Origin of the sequence: Actinopolymorpha pittospori (genome assembly GCF_014873875.1) — a bacterium.
Lineage (GTDB): Bacteria > Actinomycetota > Actinomycetes > Propionibacteriales > Actinopolymorphaceae > Actinopolymorpha > Actinopolymorpha pittospori.
On record NZ_JADBEM010000001.1, the window covers coordinates 957,893 to 983,515 of the forward strand.

Annotated in this window: 18 protein-coding genes and 3 pseudogenes; 12 read left to right on the forward strand and 9 right to left on the reverse strand. The window is 67.5% G+C overall.

The genetic code is table 11. The annotated features are described in order from the left end of the window. Positions 1 to 958: 958 nt before the first annotated feature. On the reverse strand, positions 959 to 2,308 hold the full coding sequence (locus HEB94_RS04435) for an LCP family protein (RefSeq protein WP_192748747.1): 1,350 nt from the start codon (positions 2,306 to 2,308) through the stop codon (positions 959 to 961). Between the two features lie 878 nt (positions 2,309 to 3,186). Beyond that, positions 3,187 to 6,081 (reverse strand): ATP-binding protein, encoded by a 2,895-nt coding sequence (locus HEB94_RS04440; RefSeq protein WP_192748748.1) that lies wholly within the window; start codon positions 6,079 to 6,081, stop codon positions 3,187 to 3,189. 283 nt (positions 6,082 to 6,364) lie between these two features. Between HEB94_RS04440 and HEB94_RS04445 the strand changes: the two genes are divergently transcribed. Beyond that, positions 6,365 to 8,671, forward strand: coding sequence for an ATP-binding protein (locus HEB94_RS04445; protein WP_238361420.1), 2,307 nt, complete (start codon positions 6,365 to 6,367; stop codon positions 8,669 to 8,671). Then, positions 8,668 to 9,132: a helix-turn-helix transcriptional regulator gene (locus HEB94_RS53325; RefSeq protein ID WP_337917465.1), complete on the forward strand. Its 465-nt coding sequence runs from the start codon at positions 8,668 to 8,670 to the stop codon at positions 9,130 to 9,132. Before HEB94_RS04445 ends, HEB94_RS53325 begins: the two co-directional genes overlap by 4 nt. Positions 9,133 to 9,399: 267 nt before the next feature. Here the strand turns inward: HEB94_RS53325 and HEB94_RS04450 are convergent, their stop codons facing one another. Next, positions 9,400 to 10,227: a sigma-70 family RNA polymerase sigma factor gene (locus HEB94_RS04450; protein WP_192756232.1), complete on the reverse strand. Its 828-nt coding sequence runs from the start codon at positions 10,225 to 10,227 to the stop codon at positions 9,400 to 9,402. Positions 10,228 to 10,519: 292 nt separating this feature from the next. Further along, the gene (locus HEB94_RS50180; RefSeq protein ID WP_238363310.1) at positions 10,520 to 10,888 is read right to left on the reverse strand and encodes a hypothetical protein; all 369 of its coding nucleotides are present in this window, start codon (positions 10,886 to 10,888) and stop codon (positions 10,520 to 10,522) included. Here HEB94_RS50180 and HEB94_RS52225 point away from each other — a divergent pair. From HEB94_RS52225 to HEB94_RS04470, 5 genes and pseudogenes are all read left to right on the forward strand, one after another. Continuing rightward, positions 10,847 to 11,052, forward strand: a pseudogene (locus tag HEB94_RS52225) (alpha/beta hydrolase); the annotation flags it as partial. The gene HEB94_RS50180 and the pseudogene HEB94_RS52225 sit on opposite strands and share 42 nt — an antisense overlap. A 69-nt stretch (positions 11,053 to 11,121) precedes the next feature. Continuing rightward, on the forward strand, positions 11,122 to 11,442 hold the full coding sequence (locus tag HEB94_RS50190; RefSeq protein WP_238361421.1) for an alpha/beta hydrolase fold domain-containing protein: 321 nt from the start codon (positions 11,122 to 11,124) through the stop codon (positions 11,440 to 11,442). 117 nt (positions 11,443 to 11,559) lie between these two features. Then, entirely contained in the window at positions 11,560 to 12,177 is a 618-nt protein-coding gene (locus HEB94_RS04460) for an alpha/beta fold hydrolase (RefSeq protein ID WP_337917466.1), read from the forward strand. A 299-nt stretch (positions 12,178 to 12,476) separates the two neighbouring features. After that, positions 12,477 to 12,830, forward strand: a complete 354-nt coding sequence (locus HEB94_RS04465) for a VOC family protein (RefSeq protein ID WP_192748749.1) — start codon at positions 12,477 to 12,479, stop codon at positions 12,828 to 12,830. 357 nt (positions 12,831 to 13,187) lie between these two features. Next, positions 13,188 to 13,583: a hypothetical protein gene (locus tag HEB94_RS04470; protein ID WP_192748750.1), complete on the forward strand. Its 396-nt coding sequence runs from the start codon at positions 13,188 to 13,190 to the stop codon at positions 13,581 to 13,583. 24 nt (positions 13,584 to 13,607) lie between these two features. On the opposite strand, the pseudogene HEB94_RS04475 reads toward HEB94_RS04470, so the two are convergent. Continuing rightward, positions 13,608 to 14,269, reverse strand: a pseudogene (locus HEB94_RS04475) (IS30 family transposase); the annotation flags it as partial. 519 nt (positions 14,270 to 14,788) lie between these two features. Between HEB94_RS04475 and HEB94_RS04480 the strand changes: the two are divergent. The 4 genes from HEB94_RS04480 to HEB94_RS04495 all read left to right on the forward strand — a co-directional run bounded on the left by HEB94_RS04480 (position 14,789) and on the right by HEB94_RS04495 (position 20,876). Continuing rightward, the gene (locus HEB94_RS04480; protein WP_192748751.1) at positions 14,789 to 18,394 is read left to right on the forward strand and encodes a bifunctional YncE family protein/alkaline phosphatase family protein; all 3,606 of its coding nucleotides are present in this window, start codon (positions 14,789 to 14,791) and stop codon (positions 18,392 to 18,394) included. A 169-nt stretch (positions 18,395 to 18,563) separates the two neighbouring features. Continuing rightward, positions 18,564 to 19,520 carry an ATP-binding cassette domain-containing protein gene (locus tag HEB94_RS04485; RefSeq protein WP_202896117.1) on the forward strand — a complete coding sequence of 319 codons (957 nt, stop codon included), beginning with the start codon at positions 18,564 to 18,566 and terminating at the stop codon, positions 19,518 to 19,520. Further along, positions 19,517 to 20,392 carry an ABC transporter permease gene (locus HEB94_RS04490; RefSeq protein ID WP_202896118.1) on the forward strand — a complete coding sequence of 292 codons (876 nt, stop codon included), beginning with the start codon at positions 19,517 to 19,519 and terminating at the stop codon, positions 20,390 to 20,392. The genes HEB94_RS04485 and HEB94_RS04490 overlap by 4 nt, the downstream gene beginning before the upstream one ends. 1 nt (position 20,393) lies before the next feature. After that, positions 20,394 to 20,876, forward strand: coding sequence for a hypothetical protein (locus tag HEB94_RS04495; RefSeq protein WP_192748752.1), 483 nt, complete (start codon positions 20,394 to 20,396; stop codon positions 20,874 to 20,876). A 283-nt stretch (positions 20,877 to 21,159) separates the two neighbouring features. Here HEB94_RS04495 and HEB94_RS04500 read toward each other — a convergent pair. Next, positions 21,160 to 21,375 (reverse strand): annotated as a pseudogene (locus HEB94_RS04500) (phytanoyl-CoA dioxygenase family protein); the annotation flags it as partial. 58 nt (positions 21,376 to 21,433) lie between these two features. Beyond that, entirely contained in the window at positions 21,434 to 21,940 is a 507-nt protein-coding gene (locus HEB94_RS04505) for a DUF421 domain-containing protein (RefSeq protein WP_192748754.1), read from the reverse strand. A gap of 967 nt (positions 21,941 to 22,907) precedes the next feature. Between HEB94_RS04505 and HEB94_RS04510 the strand changes: the two genes are divergently transcribed. Further along, positions 22,908 to 24,119, forward strand: coding sequence for a globin domain-containing protein (locus HEB94_RS04510; protein ID WP_192748755.1), 1,212 nt, complete (start codon positions 22,908 to 22,910; stop codon positions 24,117 to 24,119). Positions 24,120 to 24,456: 337 nt separating this feature from the next. Here the strand turns inward: HEB94_RS04510 and HEB94_RS52230 are convergent, their stop codons facing one another. Beyond that, positions 24,457 to 24,585 (reverse strand): hypothetical protein, encoded by a 129-nt coding sequence (locus tag HEB94_RS52230; RefSeq protein ID WP_273374884.1) that lies wholly within the window; start codon positions 24,583 to 24,585, stop codon positions 24,457 to 24,459. A 179-nt stretch (positions 24,586 to 24,764) separates the two neighbouring features. Continuing rightward, a complete protein-coding gene (locus tag HEB94_RS04515) occupies positions 24,765 to 25,472 on the reverse strand; it encodes a YHS domain-containing protein (protein ID WP_192748756.1) in 708 nt (235 codons plus the stop codon). Positions 25,473 to 25,623 lie beyond the last annotated feature (151 nt).

Sequence of the window (25,623 nt, forward strand, 5' to 3'; positions counted from 1 at the left end):
GGACGTGTTGTAAGAAACGTCTGGCAGCTGCTCCAACAGGTCAAGACGACACGTCTTGCAAGCTCGGCGGTGCTGGGGACCCCGCCGCTTTTTTCGAACTTTTGTTCGAACCGGATGGGTGCGGGCAGCACCGCAGGCACGGGAAGCAGGGCACCGACGGGTACGAGGTGCCGACCGGTGGGCGCCGGCAGCAGCCCGAGGACGCCGTGGACGCCATCCACCTCCATGTGCGCCAGACCGCCGAATCCGGGATCTACTCGGACTCGAAGTTGCCCTTGTCGAGATCGATGGGTTGCAGGATGAAGGTCACGCCACGCATCGTGAGCTGGATCCCGAAGTCCTCGAGCTCTCGGCTGATGCTCTGCGCCGCGGCTGGCCTTGAAACGACCTGAGCCGAGTGTCCGCCGTCCTCTCCGTCGACTGGCTCATTGCGAAGTCGTATCTGGCGGGGACCGGGTGGTCGCGAGGCACACGTGCCGGCTCGGCCTCGGTCAACGGTCGGCCAGCCCGACGCTGGGCGCGCGCGTCCTGGTAGGAGAACCACAGCTGTCCGAGCGACAGTTCGCCCTCGCGGAGGTCCGCCGGAGCGAGGTCCTCCTCGAGTTGTCGCTCCACCAGGTCCAGGTCGGCCGCCTCCAGGGCGGCCCAGGCGTGTTTGTGGCGGTCGTGGGCTTCGACAACGTGGCGATCGCCCGGGCGTGCTACCCCGAATTGACAACCGTCGACCAGAACAACCAACGACTGGCCGAGTGGAGTCTCGCCACTCCTGAAGGCCCTGGAGGGCGACACGAGCCTTCACGCTGGCCGACGGCAGACCGTCGTCGAGCCGCAATTGGTCGTTCGGGAGTCGACCTAGACCATCCCTAAGATCCTCCGGGGAGTGGACGACAGTCCCACCCCGGAAGCGCAGACGAGTTCCGCTGTGGCGATGTAGGAGTCAGTCGTGCACCGCGCAGCCTCAGCGCGGGCGGTAGGCACAGGCGTCGTCGAGTGTGGTTGCGGGGTTGCTTCCAGTTTCGTTGCCCGCTTCGACAACGTGGACTGCCAAGCCACGGCCTGCCGCCTGGATCGGGGCTCGCGCGGCTTCATCCTTGTGCTCGCCGGCCTCGATAGCCTCCCTCGTCTTTGCGCGAATGAAGTTGTAGTCGGGGTCGGAGTGCTTGATGAGGCTGCTGTCGAAGACGAGGTTGGAAATGTTGGCGGTCTTGACTTTGACAGCTAGGTCGACGAACGCCGGCAAGAGGGAGCGCGGCACATCGGTCATCGCGAGATTCCGCGACGCGTCCGCGATCTTCTCGTACCTCGTGAGAAGCCGGGACGGACTCGCTTGCCTTATGATCGCGTGTATCGCGCAACGCTGGCGGCGCATCCGGTCGTAGTCATCTGTACCCCAGCGTGTGCGGGTGTACCACAGGGCACTGGGACCGTCGAGATGTTTGTTGGGTCCGGGGCTGATCCAGCCCAGCGGCGGAGTACCTGATGCCTCGTCGCCCCCGAGAGGAACTGGCTCGTTGACGTTGACCGTGATCCCGCCGAGCGCGTCGACCAGTTTCTCGAAGCCGTCAATGTTGAGTAGAACGTAGTAGTCGATCTCTTGCCCGAGCGCCGCGCCGACTGCCAGCTTGAGCGTGTCCGCTCCGGGATTGTCTGACTTCAGCAGGCCGGGATGCTGCTGTGGGACGTTCTCATAAATGGCAGTGAGCATGTACTCCAGTTCTTCTGCGGAGTTCTTGAACTCTCGTCCCGGGTCGAAGATCCCGTTGGGGTAGGCCTTCGCGAGCTTCGAGTTCTTCGGGAACGGCACCCGCTCGAGGTTCCGGGGCAGGCTGATCAGCGCCGTGTCGCCGGTCTTGGTGCTGATACTCGCGAGCATTACCGTATCCGTGCGTATTCCGGTGCGGTCAGATTTCCCATCACCGCCGAGCAGAAGGACGTTAACCCGATCTCGACCCGCCCACGGATTCCCTGGCGCCACCTGTCCGGGTTTCGTCTCACTCCTGATCTCCTCAGCCTCCTTGAACGCCGAACTCACCAGTTCTTTCTGCGCGCCAGCCAACCGTGACACGTAGGTCAAGGGGACGGCGACCATGACGACGAGCGCACAGACAAGCAATGCGCCGCCGATCCGGAAGGGTAAGGAGATCTGCCGTGGCCGAAGTGAGCGGTAGGTCCCTACGATCGTGACGACCCAAACGAGCAGGATGATCAGCAGAATCGGCGGGAGGCTGTTCAGGACCCCCATGTTCAATGCCAGGTGGATCAGTTCTCGTCTCATGAAGAGGCCGGCATATACCGCTGACAGAAACATGGCAGCAGTGGCACCGAGAACGAGTCCGCCAAGCCGTCGCCGGCCGGCGACAATGAGCCCAAGTCCGGGTAGGACGGTTCCGGCAATCGTGAGTCCGAGAGCGGCGCCGATTCTCCGCTCAGGCCGATCTTTATGTCCCACCGTAATGCGGGAGACGGTTTCACCTTTTGAGGAATGACGAGGCGCGGTCACGGTACCCTCCGGAGCGGTGACGGCACAGCTCGGCTGGTTTCAGACGGGACATTCTGCAATACATTTGTGCGTGGGCCGCGCGACAACCACTCCGAACGGGGAGCGTCGACGGCGGCCGTGATCTCGTCTTCACCGATGTCGGACTCGGCGAGCGGAAGTGTTGGCTTGACCATCAGCCCGGATACCTCTCCTGAATGCAGTAGTTCGCGTATGCCCATGGCGACCTGACCGGAAACTACGGCCTGCCGGCCTCGTACCAGGTCATCCTTTCCGAGCATTTGCGCATGCTAAGTAGCAGGCGGGAACTTCTGCCGACACCTGGAGCGCTTCGAGCACCGTCCCACCACAGGACACCTTGATAAGGAGTGGCGACCGCAAGGAGCCGCGTCCTCTCCGCGCCTGCCGGAATCACCGATCCCCGTCTACCGACACGGGGCCGAGGAACCGGTGTGGCACATTGACTCTGGAGGCAGCCAGGTCAGCGCGGTGCCCTGGGAGATCTGGGGAAGACGGACAGCCCCGCTGTCCCGGCGCTAGCTATGAGTAGGGTCAGTGCCGCGTCCGCCTGCCGCCACGCCGCGTGGGCGTGCTGTGGGTGCTCCCGTCATGCCCGTCGTATATCCGCACTCAGGCTGTGTGGCTCGGCGTCGCCTGGCAGGCCCTTCAGGGTGTCGAGGAGGGCGGGCTCAGGAGCGGTGCGCTTGGGCCACCCCGGCCACCTCGCGCCGTGACTTGACCTCCAGCTTGGCTACGATGTGGGAGACGTGGGTCTCAACGGTGCGCCGGGACAGGACCAGGGCGTCGGCGATGTCGGGATTGGACAAGCCCGCGGCGACCAGTTCGGTGACCTTCTGTTCTGTGTCGGTCAGTGCGATCCATCCGGTGCGGGGGCGTCCCCGGGCACCGCGCACTCCGAGCCGCACCCCGTGGACGCGGAGTCTGGCCGCGGCGCGGCGGGAGTCCCATACGGCGCCGATATCGGTGTAGGTCAGCATCGCGTCGTTGAGCGCGTCCCGGGCTGGGTCGCCCTGCCCGGCGCTGGCCAGAAGGTCCGCGGCGTCCTCCAGGGCCTGGGCCATCTCGGCCGGGCGGCCGACCTTGCGGTAGTAGCCGGCGGCGTCCAACACCAGGGCCGGGTCGAAACCCAGCAGTCCGTGGCACCACATGCGGGCCGCTGCCACCCGCGGCAGTCGGCTTCTCGCCTCATCCGCTTCGACACAGGCGACGGCGCGCTCGGCGACTTCGCGGTCACCCGCGGCCAGGGCGAGCCGAACCAGCAGGGGAAGCACCCTCGCACGGTCCGCCATCACCTCATAGGACGAATCGAGGACCTCCTGCAGGCCGCTGAGAGCTGATGGAAGGTCACCCGAGCGCTCAGTGACCATGGCACGCGCCTGGAAGCGATACGCAAGGTTGGCCTTGTTGTAAGAGGTGGCGGGTAGCTCCTCCAACAGGTGCAGATGATGGCGCGCCACCGCCTGCTCGTCGCGGTGCGCGGTAACGACGGCGGCGACGCCGTGCGTGAGGGCGACGAGCTGGCGATGCGTGGCGTCGTCATCGGACAGCGTGGCGAGTTCGGTGAGCGCATCGTCCCAGCGTCCGGTGTAAAGGGCGAGTTCTCCGGCACGTACCGTGCTCGGGCCGAGGCGGGTGTTACCCGTCCGTTCCGCCAGAGCGCGCGCGTCGGCGAGGACCTCTCGGGCCTGGGTGAACCGGTCCATGTCGAGCAGCAGCCCTGCCTGGTTGCCCTGCATCAGCAGGCGCAGATCGAGCAGTTCGGGGTCGGAGCCGGTCAGGGCGATGCCGCGGGTGAGATGGTCGAGGGCACCCTCCAGGTCCTGACGGTTCCACTGCGCGACCGAGAGAATGTGGCGGGTGTAGGCGATGGACATGGCGTCGGACAGCTGGGTGCCGACGACCAGGACGGCAGCGGCCTCGGCGGCGGCCTCCTCGGATCTGCCCAGGTGCATCAGGGCGAAGACGACGAAGACGCGTAGACGTGCGTGCCACCTTGTGTCCGCATCCAGACCCGCCGCCACCTCCTGGACGATGGTCATCGCCTTCTGGTAGTCGGTCATCGCCTCTTCCGCCCGCGCGGTGCGTAGCAGGGCGTAGCCCAGAATCCAGGCGGCCCGCCCCCTTTGCTCCGCGTCGCCGGCGTGGGCCAGGACTCGCTGTGCGGCACGCTTGGCCTGCTCGTAGTCGGCGGCGAGGAAGGCTGCTGAGGCGAGATGGTCCAGCAACACCAGGGTGCGCGCGTCGTCGGTACGGTGCGCCACGGCGCGTTGGAGGAGAGTCACCGCAGCGTCGGGAGCCCGGCGAGTCAGGGCTGCCGCATTGTCCGCCAGCCAGTCGACCTCCCACCCGTCCGTCGCATCCGCCGCTGGCAAAAGCTGCTCGGCGACGCGTTCCACCGAAGATCCCCGGGCGATGAGTGCCTGGGCGGCGTCCCGGTGCAGCGCGATGCGCAAGGCGGCAGGCACCAACGCGTACAGCGCCTGTCTGATCAGCCCGTGCCGGAAGCGCAGTCGGTCCCCGTCGGCCGGTTCGAGCACACCCGCGGCCACCGCCTCCCGCACCGGTGCGGTCAGGACCACCGCCGGACGGCCGAGCAGCACCGTCATATCCGTGATCGCGAAAGCGGGAGGGAGCAGGGCAGCGCTGCGCAGCACGTCCCTGGTCTCGGCGCTGAGAAAGGCCAGCCGGTCGGCGATCACCTCCGACAGCGACATCGACTCGAACTCGGCCCCACCGCGTTGACTCTCCGGTCGGGGCGGCGCCGTGGGACCCAGTTCGGATTCCTGCCCGTTGTCCTGCAGGGCCCCGGCGCGGATCAGGGCGTCCATGATCTCGCGTACGTAGAGGGGGTTGCCCGTCGCCAACTTGAGTCGGCCGAGCAGTCTCGGTCCCGCCGTACGTCCGCTGATCCGGCGGGCCAACTCGGCCACTTCGGGCTCCGACAGGCGTTCCAGGGTGAGAGTGGTTCCGGCGTGGTCGCGTACGTCACGGCGCAGAAGGTCAAGCTCGGCCCGCTGCGGGACCAGTCGGCAGGCGCCGATGAGCAGGAGGGGCCGCTGGAGTGCGGTGCGGCACAGCCGACGCCACACCAGCAGGGTCGCCTCGTCGGCCAACTGGAGATCGTCAAGCGCCAGCACAACCGGTCCCGCGGCGCACAGACGGTCGACGAGCACCAGCAGTTCCTCGGCCGCGGCGGTCACCGGATCGCCGGCGACGAGCCGGGCTCCGTGGTGGCTGCGCGCACCCTCAGATGTGGCATGAGCTGCCACCGCGTCGGTGTCGGCCCGCTGCCGGCCAGGCCCGAACACGTTGGCGAGGGTCTGCTGCACGACGGCAAGGGACAGGCGCTGATTGAGTTCGTCGCAGACGCCGTGACGGACGTCGAGTCCCTTGTCCAGGGCGTCGGCCAGGGCTGCGGCCAACAGCGCGCTCTTGCCGATCCCGGGTTCCCCCTGCAGCAGGATGACGCCGCCGAGCCCTTTGACGAGTTCTTCCATAAGGGAGGAGATCAGTTCCATGTGGTGCTGGCGCCCCACCAGAGTCTCCGCGACGCCGGAATGCATGCCTAAAAGGCTAGCCGCATATGTTTGCGTCGTACAAGCATATGTCTGGTGGCCGGGCCGGCGCTCTGTAACCTACGTGAGGCCGCCGGATGTTCATCGGCGTGGCCGACGGAACGATCGTCTTTACGCGATTCGGCGAGACGTGAGGCGATGCGCGGCATGAACGTCACCCAGCGTAGCGATCAGACCAGTACGCCCCCACGGCCACCGACGCCGGGCGTAGGCCCGGTCGCCCTCACTCGGCGCCCATCATCATCGGTATACGGTCAGCGGGGGTGTGGCGATGGCAAGCAGTGATCCTGGGTTGCGGCTGCGTGGCCGGCAGAGTGAGTGCGAGACGCTGGACCAGTTCGTAGCTACTGTGCAGGCCGGTCACAGCTCGGTCCTGGTCCTGCGCGGCGAGGCCGGCATCGGCAAGACGGCGCTGCTGGAGTACCTCCGGGGTAGCGCGTCCGGCTGCCGGATGGCCAGGGTGGCAGGCGTCGAGTCGGAGATGGAACTCGCTTACGGCGGACTGCACCAGCTGTGCGCCCCGTTCCTGGATCATCTCGGTCACCTGCCGGGCCCCCAGCGCGACGCGCTCGGGACGGCGTTCGGCCTGAGCGCAGGGCCTCCACCGGACCGGTTCCTGGTCGGGCTCGCGGTACTCAGCCTGCTCGCCGACGTGGCCGAGAAGGAGCCGCTGGTCTGCCTCGTCGATGACGCCCAGTGGCTTGACCGGGTCTCCGCGCAGACCATCGCCTTCGTCGCGCGACGCCTACTCGCGGAGCCGATCGGGCTGGTACTCGCCGTACGCGAACCCGGCCTCGTGCATGAGTTGACGGGGCTGCCGCAGCTGCAGCTGGGGCGACTCAGTGACAGCGACGCTCGCGCGCTGCTGGACTCCGTGATCCCTGGGCGACTCGACGAGAGGGTCCGGGACCGCATCGTCGCCGAGACGCAGGGGAACCCGCTCGCCCTGCTCGAGCTGCCCCGGGGCCTGACGCCGGCGGAGCTGGCGGGTGGGTTCGGACGACCCGACGCGCGGCCGCTGGTGAACCAGATCGAGCAGAGCTTCCTGCGGCGGGTCCAGTCGCTGCCGGCCCAGACGCAGCAACTGTTGCTCATCGCAGCGGCCGAACCGGTTGGTGACGTGACCTTGCTGACCCGAGCGGCAGAGCTGCTCGGCATCGACGCGGCCGCGGCGGCGCCGGCTGAAGCGGCGGGACTGATCACCATCGGAACCCGGGCACGTTTCCGCCATCCACTCGTACGCTCGGCCGCCTACCGCGTGGCGGCACCGCAGGACCGGCATGACGTGCACCGCGCGCTGGCCGAGGCGACCGACCCCCACTCCGATCCCGACCGTCGAGCATGGCATCTGGCCAACGCGGCCGCCGGCCCCGACGAGACCGTCGCCGCCGAACTCGAGCGCTGTGCCGATCGGGCGCAGGCGCGAGGCGGAGTCGCGGCGGCAGCCGCCTTCCTGGAGCGGTCGGCCGAACTGACCCCCGATCCCCGACGCCGCGGACACCGAGCCTCGGCCGCGGCACGGACCAAGGCTCAGGCCGGCGGTTACGACGCCGCGCTCGAACTGTTGGACGCGGCCGAACTCAGCCCCCTGAACGAACGCGAACGTGCCCAGTCCGACCTGCTGCGCGGGCAGATCATGTTCGCCTCCACAAGTGCCGGCGCCGCCCTGCCTCTGCTACTCAAGGCCGGCAAGCACCTGGAGCCGCTGGACCCCGCGCTGGCCCGCGAGACCTACCGCGACGCGCTGTACGCGGCCATGGCCGCCGGTCGCCTGCCAAACGGTGCCCAGCTGATGGACGCCGCGAAGGCCGCGCTGGCCGCACCGCCGGGACCACCACCACATCGCAAAGATCTACTCCTGAACGGCCTCGCTGTGATGACCACTGAGGGGTACTCGGCGGGCGTGCCGATGGTGCTGCAAGCCCTGGACGCGTTCCGCACCGAAGAGGTCTCCAGGGAGGAAGGTCTTGCCTGGCTCCCGTTCGCGTCCGGCATGGCCTTCAACGTGTGGGACTTCGACAGCCATTCGGCACTCTCGGCGAAGGTGGTCGACCTGGCCCGCGAGACAGGAGCCCTGTCGGTGCTGCCGCAGGCGCTCGTACATCTCCTGATGAACCGGGTCCTCGCAGGCGAGCTTGCCGTCGCGGACTCCCTCGCCGCCGAGGCCACCACGATCGGTGAGGCGACGGGCAGCCGCTTCATGCCACAGTATGTGCCGCTGATGATCGAGCCGTGGAGAGGCCGGGAAGCCGCGACACGCCAGGCGATCGACGCGGTCACGCGCGATACCGCCCTTCGGGGGAAGGGATGGTGGAGACCGCCACCCAGTGGGCGAACGCCGTGCTCTACAACGGCCTGGGCCGTTACGAGGATGCCTACGCCGCGGCCGAGCGAGGCGTCGCGCACCCACAGGAGCTCGGACTGTCCACCAGGTCCACCGTCGAACTCGTCGAGGCCGCCGCCCGCAGCGGACGCCCCGCCCGCGCTGCCGAGGCCGCTCAACGCTTCCACGAGCTGGCACAGGCCAGTGGCACCGACTGGGCACTCGGCACGTCGGCGTGCCTGCGTGCACAGGTGAGTGAGGGACCGGCCGCCGAAACTCTGTACCGTGAGGCGGTCGAGCGGCTCGGCCGCACCGCGGTCAGGCTGACGTTCGCCCGCGCCCGCCTGCTCTACGGCGAGTGGCTGCGCCGGGAGAACCGCCGCGTCGACGCCCGCGAGCAACTGGGCATCGCCTACGAGATGCTCAGCGAGATCGGGGCCGAGGCGTTCGCCGAACGCGCCCGACGCGAGCTGCAGGCCACCGGCGAGACGATCCGCAAGCGCCCCGCCGAGACAGGCGCCACACTCACCGCCCAGGAAGCACAGATAGCGCGCATGGCCGGCAACGGCCTGACGAACCCCCAGATCGGCGCCCGGCTCTTCATCAGCCCACACACCGTCGAATGGCACCTGCGCAAGGTGTTCGTGAAGCTCGGCATCGCCTCCCGCAAACAGATCGGCACCACGCTGCTCCAAGGCACGCCAGCTTCGGCCTGACGCTCCGCGATCGCCCGGCGAGGCCATCGACGCGGGACATGGACGCTCGGTCCCGGTCGGGACAGGTGAACGTCCGCGCGCCTGGTCACCCGTCAAGACAGACCGAGCAGCGGCGCGATTCGGGACACCCGCACCGGGCCACCGCCTAACGAGCGCACGGCACGGTCGGCCCGCCCGGATCGGGGTGGACACATCCAGCGGTCCGGCACGAACCGGCCCGCCGTCCTGTCTGAGCCGCAGGACCGAACGTCCACGGGGCTACGAGGATCAGAGAGCAGGTCGAAGCCCGGCATTGACCGCCGCCGCGACCCCGACTCGCTCAGCTCTCACCGGCGCCGTGGACGTCCGTCGACAACGTGACCGGTCAGCGCACCGACGATGGCTACTCGAGGTCGACCTCACCCGCGAGCCGCCGTTCGCGGCAACGTCAGCGACGAGAAGCTCCTCCAGTTCGGCAAGGTCGCCGCTCTGCGCCGCAGCGAGGAACGTCCGCACGAGGCGCCGATGCGCGACGGCGTCCACCGGCTGACGTCGCTCACCGACGATGCGTTCCTGGGCGCGCCGCACGAGTTGCCGCGTATGGTCGGCACCCAGGTGAAGGATCTCCGAGATTCGCCGGTAGGGGTAGTCGAACGCTTTGCGGAGGAGATACGCCGCCCGCTCAGCAGGCGTCAGTGTCTCCAGGAGCAGCTGGACCGCCACATCGACCGCCTCATGCCGTTCAGCCGCCGTCTCGGGACCGACACCCCGGTCCACCTGCTCGGGAAGGAACGCGCCGGCAGAAGTCTCCCGACGCCGTCGGGCGGTCTGGGTGACGTTGATGGCGAGCCTGCTGATGGTTGTCGCGAGAAACGCGGACGGACTGAGGACGACCGAGCGGTCGGCGCGTTCCCACCGCAACCACGTGTCCTGCACCACGTCCTCGGCCTCCCCCACGTCCTCCAGCACGCGGAGCGCGATCCCGAACAGCCGGGGCCGCGCGGTGACGAACACCGAAACGGCCGCGTCCAACTCGCTGATCAACCGGTCACCAGCCGCGTAGACCCTCAGGCTGGTCTGCGCCGCGTCATCGCTGTGGGCCTCCAAAGGGTTCATGGTCACGATCTCGGCTCCGTTCACGCACAGCATCCGGCGATGCCACTGCGACCACACTCGCTTCCCGAACCGGTCCGTCGCGCCCTTGGGACACCGTGGTCGATACCGTGGTCCACGGTCGCGACCGTGGACGCGACGGTGGTGTCCCGGCCCGAAGACGAGCGTCGGTGTGACGATCAAGGGCCACGGCGGCATTGCGCTGCGTACTACGCCGCATCCGTGTGGCCGTCCGTCCGCGCAGCGGTGTCGGAAGCCTTGCCTGGATGGCGGCTGATCCCCTGACTGGCCTCGGTCATGGCTGCCAGGGCGGGAAAGCGCGACTGCGGTGACGGGGGATGAACCAGCTTGGGCGGACGACCCGAGCAAGGTATTCGTGCCGTCTCGTCACGAACCCGAGAGCTGCGCTGTCTTGCTGACGACACCACAGAAAGGCAGCACCATGAGCAAGCACGTTCTGGAGGCGGCGGCGCAGAAGTTCGCCGACGCCGCCGAGCCCCCCTTCCTGTACGAGCTCGGGCCCGAGCGGGCCCGTCAGGTGCTCGACGACATCCAGGCCGCTCCGATCGACAAGCCCGACGTCCAGGAAAAGTGGATCACCGTCCCTGCCGAGGTCGGCGAGGTGCGCGTCCGCATCCTCAAGCCCGTCGGCGCCGAGGATCAACTACCGACCATCCTCTACGTCCACGGCGGTGGCTGGATCCTCGGCGACGCCGGCACCCACGACCGGCGCGTCCGGGAACTGGCCGTCGGGGTGAACGCCGCGGTCGCCTTCGTCGAGTACGACCGCTCGCCCGAGGCCCGCTACCCGGTCGCGATCGAGCAGGCATACGCCAGGGTCAGGACAGCGACAGCTACCGCGAGTTCGCCGACGGCCCGCACCTCACGGCCAAGGCCATGGCGTGGTTCTGGGACGCCTACCTGCCCGAGAAGGACAAGCGCGACGAGATCACCGCGTCGCCGCTGCGGGCGACCATCAACGACCTCGCCGGACTACCCGAGACCTTCCTCATCGTGGACGAGAACGACGTCCTGCGCGACGAGGGCGAGGCCTACGGCCGCAAGCTCACCGAGGCCGGCGTTCGCACCACCACGGTCCGCTACAACGGCACCCTCCACGACTTCATGATGCTCAATCCCCTGCACGGGTCCGCCGCCACGACCGGCGCGATCGAGCAGGCGATCCACGTCCTTCGCAAGGCCCTCGGCCGCTACTGATCAGAGAGGCAGAATCATGGCCCAGCAGAAACCGACCGTCGTTCTCGTGCACGGCGCCTTCGCCGAATCCGCCAGCTGGAACGGCGTCGTCGAGCAACTGCAGCGAACGGCCTACCCGTGGTCGCCGTCGCCAATCCGCTGCGCAGCCTGCCGGGCGACGCCGCCTACCTACGCGATGTGCTCGCCGGTATCGACACGCCCGTGGTCCTAGTCGGGCACTCCTACGGCGGCATGGTGATCACCGAGGCCGCCGGCATCGACAAGGTGGCCGGCCTCGTCTACGTCTGCGCGTTCGCGCCCGAGCAGGGCGAGTCCGCGTTCGCGCTGTCGACCAAGTTCCCCGGGAGCACCCTCGGCGAGGCGCTTACCGCCTACCCGGTCACGACCGGCGGGAACGAGTTCGCCATCCGGGCGGACGCCTACCACCGCCAGTTCGCCGCCGACGTACCCCCCGGCCAGGCGGCCGTGATGAGCGCGACCCAGCGCCCGGTCACGGAGATCGCCCTCGCCGCAGGGCTGCCAACGGACACCCCGGCGTGGAGATCTATCCCGTCGTGGTTCGTCTTCAGCGACGAGGACCTCAACATCCCGGTCGCCCTGCACAGCTTCATGGCGGACCGGGCCGGCGCCAAGGGGATACGCGAGGTGCCCGGCGCGTCCCACGCGCTCAGCGTCTCCCAGCCCGAAGCCGTGACAGCCTCGATCCTCGAGGCCGCGCACGCGGTCGCAGCCTAAACAGGTCCAGCGGTGAGGTCCCCGGCAGCGCCACCAGGGACCTCACCCAACAGACGTGGCCGTATAAGGGCCATCCGCCCACGAGCGGAGCCACATCTTTCAGGCCAGGGCTTCTCCGCGTACCGCTAAGGGGCTCGACTTCGCGGCGGATCGTCACCGCACCTGTCGGCGTTTGCCACATCGAGCATCCGACCTCCGGTAACCGTATCCAGGGAACATGTTGACGGGTGAGCACGAACGTCCGAATGCTGACCACTCGCATGCGGGCCCGGATCGAACTGCACGGTAGGAGCAATGACATGAGGAACAGGTGGAGCGGAGTGACCATCGACTGTGTCGACCCGCGGCGGGTGGCGCTGTTCTGGAGCGAGCTGCTTGGCCGCGAGGAGGGGCATTCCGAACCCGGGTGGGTCTACCTCGGTGACCGGTCCGACGTTCTGCCGAGGCTGGTGTTCCAACCGGTTTCCGAACCCAAGCAGGGGAAGACCCGGATCCACCTGGACGTCTCCGTCGAGGACATCGCCGCCGGGATGGAGGAGGTCGTGTCGTTGGGTGGATCGTTCACCGGTGAGCGGCACGACTACGAGGCCGGTGTCGTTGTAGTGATGGCCGATCCGGAGGGCAACGAGTTCTGCCTGGCCCAGTACTTCTGACGTCCCTGGCTGAACGCGCGTCGCATCGCCATGCCGGCCCTGTCCGAGGCCCCACTGTCTGAGTCATCTGGCCTCCGACCTGGATCTGTCCAGCAGCCAGATCTGCCGCTTGGCACCAGCCGTCCGCGGCAACCAAGCATCAGCCGCCACGGAGGTCTCGGTAGGCCCACCCGCAGTCGAGACACGCCTTGCGGTTGCAACGGCAGATTCAAACGATCAGCGCAACGAACTCGGCCCTCCGATGATGACGGTGGCTGGCGAGGATACCCTCGGTCAATGCCACCGTGCCTGGATGTGTACGTATGGGTCAACCATGCGGGTCGGCCTGTTGGCCTGAAGCGGTTCATCGAGCGCTATGTGGACCGTGACGACCCTGGCGATGCGCGGCTCGCCGCCTTCGAGAGGGTGCATCTCCTGGAGGCCGGAACCGGTGACGACCGCGAATCCTTGGCAGAACTACGCCGAGACGATGCGTCTGGCGAGGAATCCTCGCTGTACTTACACGGCCGGCACCACCACTCGGCGACCATCACGCTGACCCGTGAGGGCGCGGTCGTGCTTGGGCTCAGCCTTGATGACCCGTTCAACTCACCGGATGTGCTTGCTGAGGGAACGCTGCTTCTGCGGCGCCTGTGCCAGGAGTTCTCAGCGACGGAAGGCTTGGCCGGTGTGGAACTACCGCCCCCGCAGTCGTCGTCGGAGTGGACACAGGACGCCGAAGTGCTGGTGAGGCTCGGGCCGACCGACCTGTGATAGCAGGCTCTCGGACCGCCAGCTTCACACCGTCACTGCGACAAGTTCCTTGAGCCGCTCGGCTGGCTTAATGTAGCCGAGGGTCTTGCGTGGCCGATCGTTGAGGCTGTCGGCGATGCGGGCGAGGTCGTCGGCGGTGTGTACGGACAGGTCAGTGCCCTTGGGCATGTACTGGCGGAGCAGCCTGTTGGTGATCTCGTTGGAGCCGCGCTGCCAGGGACTGTGCGGATCGCAGAAGTAGATCGGGATTCCGGTGGCGACAGCGAACTTGGTGTGGCAGCCCATCTCGCCGCCCTGATCCCAGGTGATGCTTCGGCACAACTGGCTACGGAGCGTGGCGATCGCCCGTTGGAGCGCCTCGCCCACGCTGTTCGCGTCGCGCCCGTCAGGCAGAGGTAACAGCAGCACGTACCGGCTGGTCCGCTCGACCAGAGTGCCCACCGCCGACCGGCAGTCCTTGCCGATGACCAGGTCGCCCTCCCAATGCCGGGCACGGCACGGTCGGCTGCTTCGGCGGGACGCTGGCTGATCATCACCTTGTCGCGCAGCCAGCCCATGGCGTGGTGCCGCTGGCGGGGCCGTCGCTTGATCCGCCCGGTGCGCAGACAGCGAGTGAGTTCACGGCGTAGCTCACCGCAGCCCTGGACGAACAGGGCCTGGTAGATGGTCTCGTCACTGACGTGCATCATCCTGGTGGGCAACTACTGGTAACCATCCCACCACTCCTGCCGACCCGGAGCATCCGGTAGGCGCCGGGCCGCGGCAGTGGTCGTCAAGCTAGATGTTGAGGACGACGTTGTCGACCGCAACGCCGAACCTGGCTTGCGCCCCGCGTCGTGTGCGCGAGCAACCCGGACCGCTCCCCAGCGACCGTCCACCGCGCCTCCCAGCCCATGGGGACCGGGCTCGCTAATCGGTCCGAAGAAGGCCTACGGAGGCGTAACGGCGCCCGGGCCGAAATCGTCACGCGGCATCTGGTCCGGGCGTCAAGTAACGGCGAAGCCGAAGTAAAGGCGGTCTCAAATAGGGAGGTCAGGCGCATCGCATACCCACATTCTCAAGGTCAAGAGAGTTCCCGAGACGGCCCTGTCAGGACAACGTTGCGCCAGGTGTTCATCCGCCGATCCCGCGAAGGTCATCAGGGGGCCCCAAATCTCGACGATTCGCGGCGCAGGGTGTAGGGCGTCATATCCGTCTATCAGGAGATGGACGCCTTGCGTATCCCCCGCTTTCGCGTGATCGCGGCCGCGGCCACTGCTCTCGCGATCGGTACGGCAGCAGCCGCCTACGCCGATCCGAGTCTGCTCTGGCTCGGCACATCCAAGGTGGGCCGCCAAAACGACGGCTCCGTCATCACCAGCACCGGCCAGCGCGTCACACCGGCCGGCGCAACGACCGAGTTCACCGGCCGGCCTGTCGATGAGGCCATCCGTCCCGACCACAAGACCGCGACCCTGCTCAACGCGCAGGGTTCGCTGCTGGTCGTCGTCGACCTGGCCACCCACAAGGTCCTGCAGAACCTCTCCGTGTCCGGCCAGAGCGCGTCGTTCGGCGGCGTCGCCTACAGCCCGGACGGCAGCCAACTCTTCGCCTCCGCCGCGAACGGCGCGATCGTGCGCGCCAGCGTCAACGCTGACGGAACGCTCACTGCGGCCAAGGCCATCGCGCTTCCCCAGACCAACGGCAACCCCTACCCGGGTGGCCTCGCGGTCTCTCCCGACGGCAAGTCGCTTTACGTCGCGATGAGCCGCAACAACACCCTCGGTGTGCTCGACCTCGCCACTGAGAAGATGTCCCAGCAGATCCCGGTTGGGAACGCGCCGCACGCGGTCCTCGTCAAGGACGGCAAGGCCTACGTCACGAACCAGGGTGGCCGCCCCGCGCAGGCGGGCGACACGACGGTCGACTCGGCGGGCACGAAGATCGTCGCCGACCCGGTCACCGGTGGTCCGTCCACGGGTACCGTCGCCGTCGTCGACCTCACCACCGCCAAGACTGTGGGGACGATCCCGGTCGGCCTGCAGCCCACGGGCGAGGCCGTGCACGGCGACGCGGTGTTCGTCACCAACACCTCCTCCGACACCATCTCGGTGATCGACACCACGCAGCGGCACAAGACGCAGACCATCGACGTGCAACCGCTGCCCCACCTTCCGGCCGGCAGCCAGCCCAACGGTGTGACGTTCGTCGGCGACAACCAACTGGTCGTCTCTCTGGGCCGAACCAACGCTCTCGCGCTGTACAAGTGGGCGGGCTTCGGCGGCGCGGCGGAGTTCCAGGGCATGGTGCCGACCGGTTGGTACCCGACCGCGGTCCTGCCCGCCGACGACGGCGGCTTCGTCGTGGCCAACGGCAAGGGCGTGGGGGCACTCGGCCCCGCCAATGCCAACGGCGGCCGCCGGGTCCAGGCATTGATCGGGTCGGTGCAGTTCGTGCCGAAGCCGACCACGGAGCAGCTTGGCACCTACTCCAAGACGGTGCTCGACAACAACAACCTGTCGGCATCCTCGGCCTACGACAACGCCCGGAAGAACCAGGCGCCTGTTCCGGTGCCCGAACGCATCGGTGAGCCGTCGAAGATCAAGCACGTCTTCTACATCGTCAAGGAGAACCGCACCTACGACCAGATCCTCGGCGATGTGGGCAAGGGTGACAGCGAGCCGAAGCTGACGGAGTTCGGTAAGGACGTCACCCCCAACCAGCACGCCATGATGGATCGCTTCCCGCTCATGGACAACTTCTACGCCGACGGCGACCTGTCCGCGGACGGGCACCAGTGGGCGATGCAGGCGAACGTGCCCGATTACCTGGAGAAGGCGTTCGGCAGCTTCGTCCGCAGCTACCCCTACGACGGCGGCGACTCGATGGCCTACCTGCCGACCGGGTTCATCTGGGGGAACGCGCTCAAGGCCGGCAAGACGGTGGCGGACTTCGGTGAGTACGTCCCGAGTTTCACCGGGTCGGGCACCTTCGGCCGCTGGGCCGACTGGTACCACGACGCGCAAGTGATGGCCGGTGAGGCCACCGGTCCGCTCCACGCGCCACCGCACACCTTCCAGGCGAAGGCGGACGTGCCAGGTCTCGACCCCCTGCTCATCCGGGACTACCCGAACTTCAACACAGGCATCCCCGACCAGTACCGCTACCAGATCTTCAAACAACAGTTCACCAAGTGGCAGGAGGACGACAACCTGCCCAACCTGACGATCATGACGCTGGGGGACGACCACACGTCCGGTTCCTCGGCCAACGACCCGACACCGCGCGCGCAGGTCGCCGACAACGACCTGGCCCTGGGCAAGATCGTCGACGACATCTCCCACAGCAGGTACTGGAAGGACTCGGCCATCTTCGTGACCGAGGACGACTCTCAGGCCGGCACCGACCACGTCGACGGGCACCGCACGACCGGCTACGTCATCAGCCCCTGGGCCACGTCAGGCGTCGTTGACAGCCAGTACTACACGCAGGTGAACATGGTGCGGACGATCGAGCAGATCCTCGGCCTGCCTCCGATGAACCAGATGGACCTGGCGGCCCCGCCGATGACCAGCCTGTTCAGCACCCGGCCCAACTTCGCTCCCTACAACGTCATCGCCAACAAGATCCCGCTGGACGAGATGAACCCGGGCAGCCTCCCATCCGGGTCGCCGCCACCGGTCGTGCCGGCACTGTGCTCCTCCGCCGCTCCCTCAGCGGCGATGACCAGCACCGCACCGGCGGTGAACGCCTACCGTAGCGACGAGTCCGACTACCAGGCCGGCGACACCTACGGCGCGGCGCGCAACGGCTGTGTCGAGGCCAACGTCACCAAGCGGGTCGGGGAGAACAACAAGCCCGGGACGTTCCAGCCGGGCTGGCCCGCCAACGTGACCTTGCGGGACGGCACTCATGTGGAGACGCTCGACTGGAGCGAGCTGATCCTCTCCACGAAGATGAACGATCCGGCCGTTCCGTGGCACCGCAGCGGCGAATGGCTGACGCTGCCCGACGTCGCCGCGTCGGGCTCTTCGGTGGTCTCCTCCGGCGCCGCGCAAGTCAACCCGGACATCAAGGCGACGTTGACGACCTCGGCCGTACCCGGTCAACCCGTCATCAAGGAGTCCCTGCAGCTCCACAACGCGGGAAGCACGGACTTCAACGGCTACTTCCAGTACCTGCTTGATCCCGACAGCGTGGAAGACACCGCGGTCCTTCCCGGCGTCTCCGGCACCAACAAGGGCTTCGTCACCTCGGGCTGGACGAAGAACTACGTCTACGACGGACCCTCGACGGCGATCTACAGCCCCGCACAGGGCATCGCCTGGGACCCGGACAACAAGCCGACCGGCATCATGTCCGCCGGCTACATCGTGGGCACCTGGTTCGACGCCTCGGTGCAGGCCGGCGGCGACCGAACGATCACGTGGTACCACGTGACGGACTACCCGGCCCAGGGTTCAGACGTCACCGCGAACATCGCCCGGTGGGCCGACGCCATCGCAGGAGGACCGGTTCCGACCGGCGGTTCCGTAGCCGCCGCCAAGACGTTGAAGATGGTTCAGCCGACCGGTATCGAGAAGCAGTGGCTCGACGCCAGCAGCGCGATGGGGTTCAACGACCCGACGACGCCTCCGGACGCAACAGACCGCAACCTGCTCAACCACGCGATCTGGTACGCGACTGAGGGCTACGACACGCCCTACCCGGGGGAGCACCGCGTCCTCACCCCGAACGAAGTACCACGGGTCGAAGGGATCACCGATCCCGAGGACCAGTTCATGCAACCGTTCCGGATGAGCCCGGAGCAGGAGACCGCTGGCCGGCCCTGACCCATCAGTACAGCTCCGACGTGTGCCGGTGTGGGTCGCCTGACCCACACCGGCACACCCACACGTACAGGCCGGCCCCTGCACCCCGCGCAGACCCGGGCAGACCCGTGCAGTCCTGATGCTCCGCCCAGAGGTGAAGTGAAGATCTCGTCAACGACAGGTGAACATCGTGCTCGCAGTTGAAACACAAGGCCTGGCGAAGAGGTTCGGGGAGGTCGTGGCCGTCGACGCCGTCGACCTTCAGGTGAAGGAAGGAACGGTGCACGGCCTGCTCGGCCCAAACGGTGCCGGCAAGACGACCCTGCTGGCGATGCTCTTCGGACTCGTCCGCCCAGACGCCGGGTCGATCACCCTGCTCGGCCGGACCCAAAGCCACCTCGGGGCGCGGAATCTCGGCGGCGTCGCCGGGTTCGTCGACGGACCCCGCTTCTACCCCTACCTCTCGGCCCGCCGCAACCTGGAGTTACTCGCCGCGCTCGACGGCGGCTCCGCCCACACCCGGATCGACGAAGCATTCGAGATCGCCGGCCTGGCCGAGCGGCACACGGACAAGGTACGCGGCTACTCCCTCGGCATGCGGCAGCGCCTCGGCATTGCCGCCTCGTTGCTGCGGGACCCGAAACTGCTGGTACTGGACGAGCCGACCAACGGCCTCGACCCCGCCGGCGTGCGCGACATCCGTGCCCTGATCAAGAACCTCACCGACAGCGGCCGCACCGTTCTGCTCAGCAGCCACAACATGACCGAGGTCGAGCAATTGTGCGGGGAGGTCACCGTCATGCGGGCTGGAAGGATCGTCTTCCACGGAACCATGGACGAGATGCGCGCCCAGGCACCCGCACCGTCCTACCTGCTACACACCAGCGACAACGATCAGGCCGTCGCCCTGGCCGCGTCCCGCCCGCAGGTGTTGGTCGACCGCGGCCCCGACCGCGCCCTGCTCGTCCACGCCCGACCAGCCGACATGGACGCCTACGCCATCGCCCTTGGCAAGTCCGACATAGCGATCCGCGGCTACGCGGTGCGACAGACCTCGCTGGAGAACCTGTTCTTCCAACTGACCGAGGACCAGGACGCCATCCCGGCAGACCAGGTCGAAGCAGACCTCGCAGAGGCGGTCGCGTGAGCGTCACAGACACCCCGATCGAGGCCCAGGAAACACCGACCAGCGAGATCGGCGGCCCCGGCGGCGCGTGGGTCGTGTACGGCACCGAGCTCCTCAAGCTCACCAGCCAGCTGCGCACCCGGCTCGCCCTCGCCCTGTGCGTCCTCGCGCCGTTCGCGTTCGTGACCGCGCTCGCCATGCAGGGCGCCACGCCGGACGACACGTTGTACGGCCGTTGGGTGCACACGTCGGGATTCGCAGTGCCCCTGGTCCTTCTCGGGTTCGCCGCCCAGTGGGCGTTTCCAGCTCTCGCCTGCATCGTCGCGGGCGACATGTTCGCCGCCGAGGACCACTTCGGAACCTGGAATTCGATCCTCACCCGGTCCAGAACCCGGGGGCAGATCTTCGCCGGCAAGGCACTCGCCGCCATGACGTACTCGATCGCCGCGGTCGTGGTACTCGGCGTGTGCAGCCTCCTGGCCGGCATCCTGGTGGTCGGACACCAGCCACTCGTCAACCTGTCGGGCATCCTGGTCGAACCAGACCAGTGGGTGCGGCTCGTCCTCGCCAGCTGGGCGAGCGTCCTCCCACCGGTCCTGGGCTTCACCGCCATCGGGCTGCTGATGTCCGTGGCGACCCGAAACGCGCCGGCCGGCATCGCGGCACCCGTCGCGCTGGGCCTGCTGATGCAGCTCTACTCGCTGGCCACCGGACCCGACCTCGTGCGAAACCTGCTGCTGGCCCCTGCGTTCAACTCCTGGCACGGCCTGCTGACCACCGACCCGTTCTACGGCCCGCTCGAGCGGAGCCTCCTGGTCAGCGCTGTCTACGTGGTCATCTGTCTGAGCGTCGCGTACGTGCTACTGCGTCTCCGCGACATGAAGGGAAACTGAGATGTCGCGGACCATGACCCTGTGCACACGGGCACGGACTCCTCGCATACTCCTCGCCGCGCTCACGACCGTCCTCCTCGTCACCGCGTCCAGCTGCGGTGCGGCCGGTGTCACCCGGGCCCGGGTCGAGGCTGCCATCGGGCCAACCTTCGCCAACCTGTACTCGCTCCAGCGGTACCAACAGGGTTACCCCAAGGTCAGCGGCGACAAGATCCCGTCCAAGGCGACGTGTGACAAGGGTGGAGCCGCGCAGCCCGACGAAGGACCAGGGAACGACTGGATCTGCACCATCGTCTGGCAGGTCGCGGGCCCCGGCACCTCGGCCACCGCGGTCTACAACCTGCACATCCAGACCACCGGCTGCTACAGCGCCGACGGCGACAGCCCACCCGCGATCAACGGGCAGCAGATGCTGGACTCCTTCGACGGCACCCCGTTCCTCAACCCGCTGTGGGAATTCGAAGGGTGCTTCGACAACGGCTGAGCATCTAGGAGCGTGGGTCAGTAACGCGCCAGCTGGGCTGTTGGTCGACTCGGTCGCGGTCCCTGACTGCCACCGGCGTCACGGTCTTGGGCGGCGCAGGCAGCCGCGGTCGCTGCTCCCGCGGCCCCGAGACCAACGAGTTCCAGCAACCGCCGTCGGGACAGTCCCCGCACCGATGAGTTTGGCGTCGTCATCATTCCCGCTCCTCAACCTCGGTGGTTCTCGCATCGCAACTGCCTCAGCGCAGGCCCTTCAGGTCGCACCCACTCACGCGGTCCCGCCATCACTCCTTCGAGTGCCGTGCACGCTGGGCTCGTGGTGTCGTCTGCTGCCCTTCCCGCCACGGGTACACCGCCGGATTCGCCGCCGGCGTACGCGCTGCGCTGCCCCCGATGATGTAGGCCCGCCGGTAGTCATCGGACCTGTTGGCTGGCATGTAGTGGACCGTCCTGCTGTCGTGGATCGTGGCGCCGCCGGGCGGGAGGGGACATGCCACCGCGGTCGAGGCCGGGGCCCATCGCCGACCAACGAGAAAGGTAACGGGCGCACTCCGTCATTCATGCCAGATCACGCAGGAGTTCGGTGTCGGTGGTGGCGCTGCGCCGCACGACCGACACTTTGCCTCGTTGTTCGAACACCACGAACCTCACCGAGGCAAGCTCGTCGACGCCCTTCTCGCGCAACAGGCCGTACAGGTCCTGGCGGGTCAGGCCGCAGCCGCGAAGCTCCTCGTCCAGCACCTTGCCGTCGGCGACCAGCAGTCGCGGTGGGTGGTCGATCAGCTTGGCGAACAGCGGCCGAAGGCGAAGCCGAGCGGTGAGCCGGTGGGCGAGCAGGACCGTGACCAGGGTCGCCGCGCCGGCCAGGTAACCCGCATCATGGGCGTTGGGCACCCGACCGATGATGGCTCCGGCGGCAACGGCTGCAACGAAGTCGAACGCCGACATCTCGGCCAGAGTACGACGTTCACTTATACGGAAACAGACCACTGCGGTGAGATAGAGCAGCAGGGCCTTGACCACAACCCACCACAGGTCGTACACAGATCCAAACACTATCGACATGACCCTCGTTACCCGATCCGAGCGCACGACAAACACCGCACGGCCGCCGGGTTGAGCGCCAGCGTCCGATGAGCTGATGCATCACACCAGCCTCAGCCGATCGCCTGACAGCCAGGCCCGGTGGCACGCGAGCGTCAGAGGCCGTACTGCTCCAGCAGGTGCAGCCTGATTTCGCTGACGGTCGGTATCCGCTACGCCGCCGTGAAACCCCCCCAATGATGCCGCCACGCCGCCACGCCGCCGAACTCGCGGCCACGGACCCCGGCCCCCTGGTCTTTTCGACGTAGTGGAGACCGCCCAGGACGGCGACCTGCGGCGGGCATCGCTGCGGGAGCGTCGTGGCGTACTACGGCGGCCGTTCCGTCGCGTACCCGCCCGATCACCTCTGACACTGGCGATGCACACGCCGGACCCGTCCGTCGCGGAGGAGTGGTTCGACTTGATGGTCGCGGCTGGAGTCGAGAGCCTAGTGATCCAACCGGCGAAGTGAGCAGCCCGTACGTGTCAGGGGCGGGTCTGGCTGAAGTACAAATCAGGGCCGACCACGGACACAGTGGTCGGCGGGGTAGCCGGCAGCCCCCACCGGCCGGCCGCACTGCTGCTGGGCCGGTACGCCTCCGACACCGGCTGGCTGCACTACGCGGGCCGGGCGACGCAAGGCCCGGCCCCCCTTCCGTTGAACGCCGTTCGAGTGACAGCGCGGCTGCGGCCAGCAGCGTAGAGACGGGAAGGACGTCCACGGGTACGGGGGTGCCAACCGGCGGGCGCCGGGCTCCAACACCTGGACCTCACCGCAGAACCTAACGAAGCCTATTACACTTTCTTGCAGCAGGCTTCTCACTCTCGGCGCCCGAGTCATAGCGAGCCCGGTCGTACAGGTGGCCACAAGCGAGGCTGTAGGCCAGACCATGGGCGGCCCGGCGGGAAACAAGTGAGCCACAGTTGCAGCACGTCGGAGGAGGCCGCCATGTTGTCAGATAAGTCCCGGCCCATTATCAAGGCGACGCTGCCGCTGGTCGGTGCGCACATCCAGGAAATCAGCAGGCGCCTATACGCACACCTGTTTTCTACCCACCCAGAATTTCTGGATGGCATCTTCAACCGCGGCAACCAGGCACAGGGCACCCAACAGCAGGCGCTCGCCGGATCGGTAATTGCTTTCGCCGGCGCCTTGGTGAACACGCCTGACCGACTGCCTGAGAACCTTCTGGCCCGCGTCGCGCATAAGCACGCTTCGCTGGGCATCGCGCCGGACCAGTACCAGGTCGTCCACGACAACCTGATGCGGGCGATCGCTGACGTGCTCGGAGAATCGTTGACCCCGGAGATCGCAGCCGCGTGGGACGAGGTGTACTGGCTGATGGCCTACACGCTGATCCATGTCGAAGCCGGGCTGTACAGTGCGCGCGCGGTGAGGCCGCAGACGGTGTGGCGGCAATGGGAGGTCGAACAGAAGATCCGGGAGACCGACGATGTGGTGACCTTCGTCGTCAAGCGCGTTGACGACCGGCTCGTCAAGCCCTCCCTTCCCGGCCAGTACGTCACCGTGCAGATGCCATTGCCGGACGGCACGCGGCAGCCGCGCCAATATAGCCTGAGCCGGGCCGATAACGGCGAGTACCGACAGTTCACGGTCAAGAGGGTGCATGGCGCCGGGAAGCCTGAGGGACAGGTCTCGACGTTGCTGTACACCCAGGTCAACGTCGGCGACGTGTTGACCGTGTCTGTCCCGTTTGGCGCTGTGGTGCTCGATGATGCCGCCGGGCGCCCGATGGTATTCGCCAGCGCGGGGATCGGGATCACCCCGATGGCCGGGATGCTGTCGCATCTGGCCAAAGCCGGGTCGCGTCTGCCGATCATGCTGCTGCACGCCGACCACGACGAGGACTCCTTCGCCCTCCGCGGCCAGATCCTCGCCGACATAGCCGCGCTACCCGACGCCTGCACCTACCTGTGGTACGAGCGGGGCAGCAACAGCCGGCTGCCGGTGAACGGCGTCTTCCCCGGCGAGATGGACATCGCCCAGGTCAGCCTGCCCGACAACGCGACGTACCACCTGTGCGGCCCGATCCCCTTCATGCACGAAGTACGCAAGGCCTTGATCGAGGACGGCATCCTGCCCCGGGACATCCAATACGAGGTATTCGGCCCAGAGCTATGGCAGGCAGACTACGAATAGACCCGGCCGGGCTATTACGGCCCCGGGTGAGATTGATGTCTGCGCCTGAGTGCGACCGTCACGGCGCTTCTGCGATGCTCCCGGTGGGCGCCCGCTGCCAGCGCGCCTATCGAGTCGCGGGCCGAGGGTTACCCGCCGGTCTGCGGGGAACCGGTATCGACGGCACGTGAGAACTGACAGTGAGGATGATCGGGGGATGCCGTCGAGGTGGTCTGACCCGAAAACTGATCGAGGCCTCGACTGTCATGAGTTGGCGATTTGCGCAAGCGCGGCCCGGCTCGAGGCCGGAGCGCTGCCAGTGGCTGCCATCATGTCCAACGCAGCCCCTCCCGGCAGCTCAAGCTGCTGGCGAGGTGATCGGCGAGCACCGGTCGGCGCTGGTGTGCAGGAGTGTGATCTTTTCGGCGACCGCACGGGTACGGCGACCGAGGTAGGGCTGGGCGATCACGTCGAAGACCCGCCGCACTCGAGGAGCAGACCGTCGTCTTCCCCGGCGCCGCCGCAGCCCAGGCCGTGCTTCCACGACTTGCCGAGAGCCCGAAAACCGTGCTGGCAACGGAGTGGGACGGCGAGCCCGCGAAGCACGTGGTCGGCCGGTTCCCGTGGCGGATCTCGCGTCCCAGGCGGTGTGGCGGATCCGGCAGATCACCCAGGGAGCCTGGCGGCATCCTGTTGGTCGGCAAAGTGCCGACGGCAGGCGCCGCAGCAGAAGTAGAAGGTCTGACCGTCGAGCTCCAGGCTCACTGCCTGGTCGTTGATCGGTACGGTCATGCCGCAGACCGGGTCCAGGGCAGATCCCGCGGGTGCGGGTTTCACGGTCTCACCCACCGCCTCGTGGATCATGTCCAGCAGATCGGACTCACCGATCGACCGCCCGAAGGCGCCGTATCCACCCTCGGGCACGCCCAGCACATGGACCTCGGCGTGCGGCTCGCGAGTGAGCCGCTCGGAGTCCCCCTCGGCCTGCGAGAGCGCGCGGGTGATGCTGGTGACGAGGAAGCCGGTCAGCTCCTTCCGCCACCGGCCGGGGACATAGGCCCGCACGAAGTACCGGGTAGGTCCGTTCCGGTCGAGCGGTCGCCCGCCCACGACCCAGGTCGCGACCTCGTGGACGACAACGTGCGTGATGGACTCCAGCAACGCGAGCACTGCCGGGGGCGTGCTTGCCGGTGCGGGCGCCTCCGCGGACGGATCTGCGCCCACGTCTACTTTCGAGTCTGTGCCGGCATCAGATTCCAGCGCGGTGTACTGCTCCAGCAGCCCACCGAGCGTCAACCGGGCGGCGAGCCCGCTCAGCTCTTCCGCGCTGAACCTCTCCTTCGGAACGAACAGTTCGACGAACATCATGGTCATGACCTCCGTGTGTGCTGCGGATACGCCCGCACCCACCCGCCGAGGTCGCTCGCGCCCCGACGTCGCGAGCGGTGACGGCGAGACTTCCCGCCGCTCCTGTCAGACGGCACACAGATGCCTGTCAGGACGCGGCACCGGTCCGTCGGGTCGC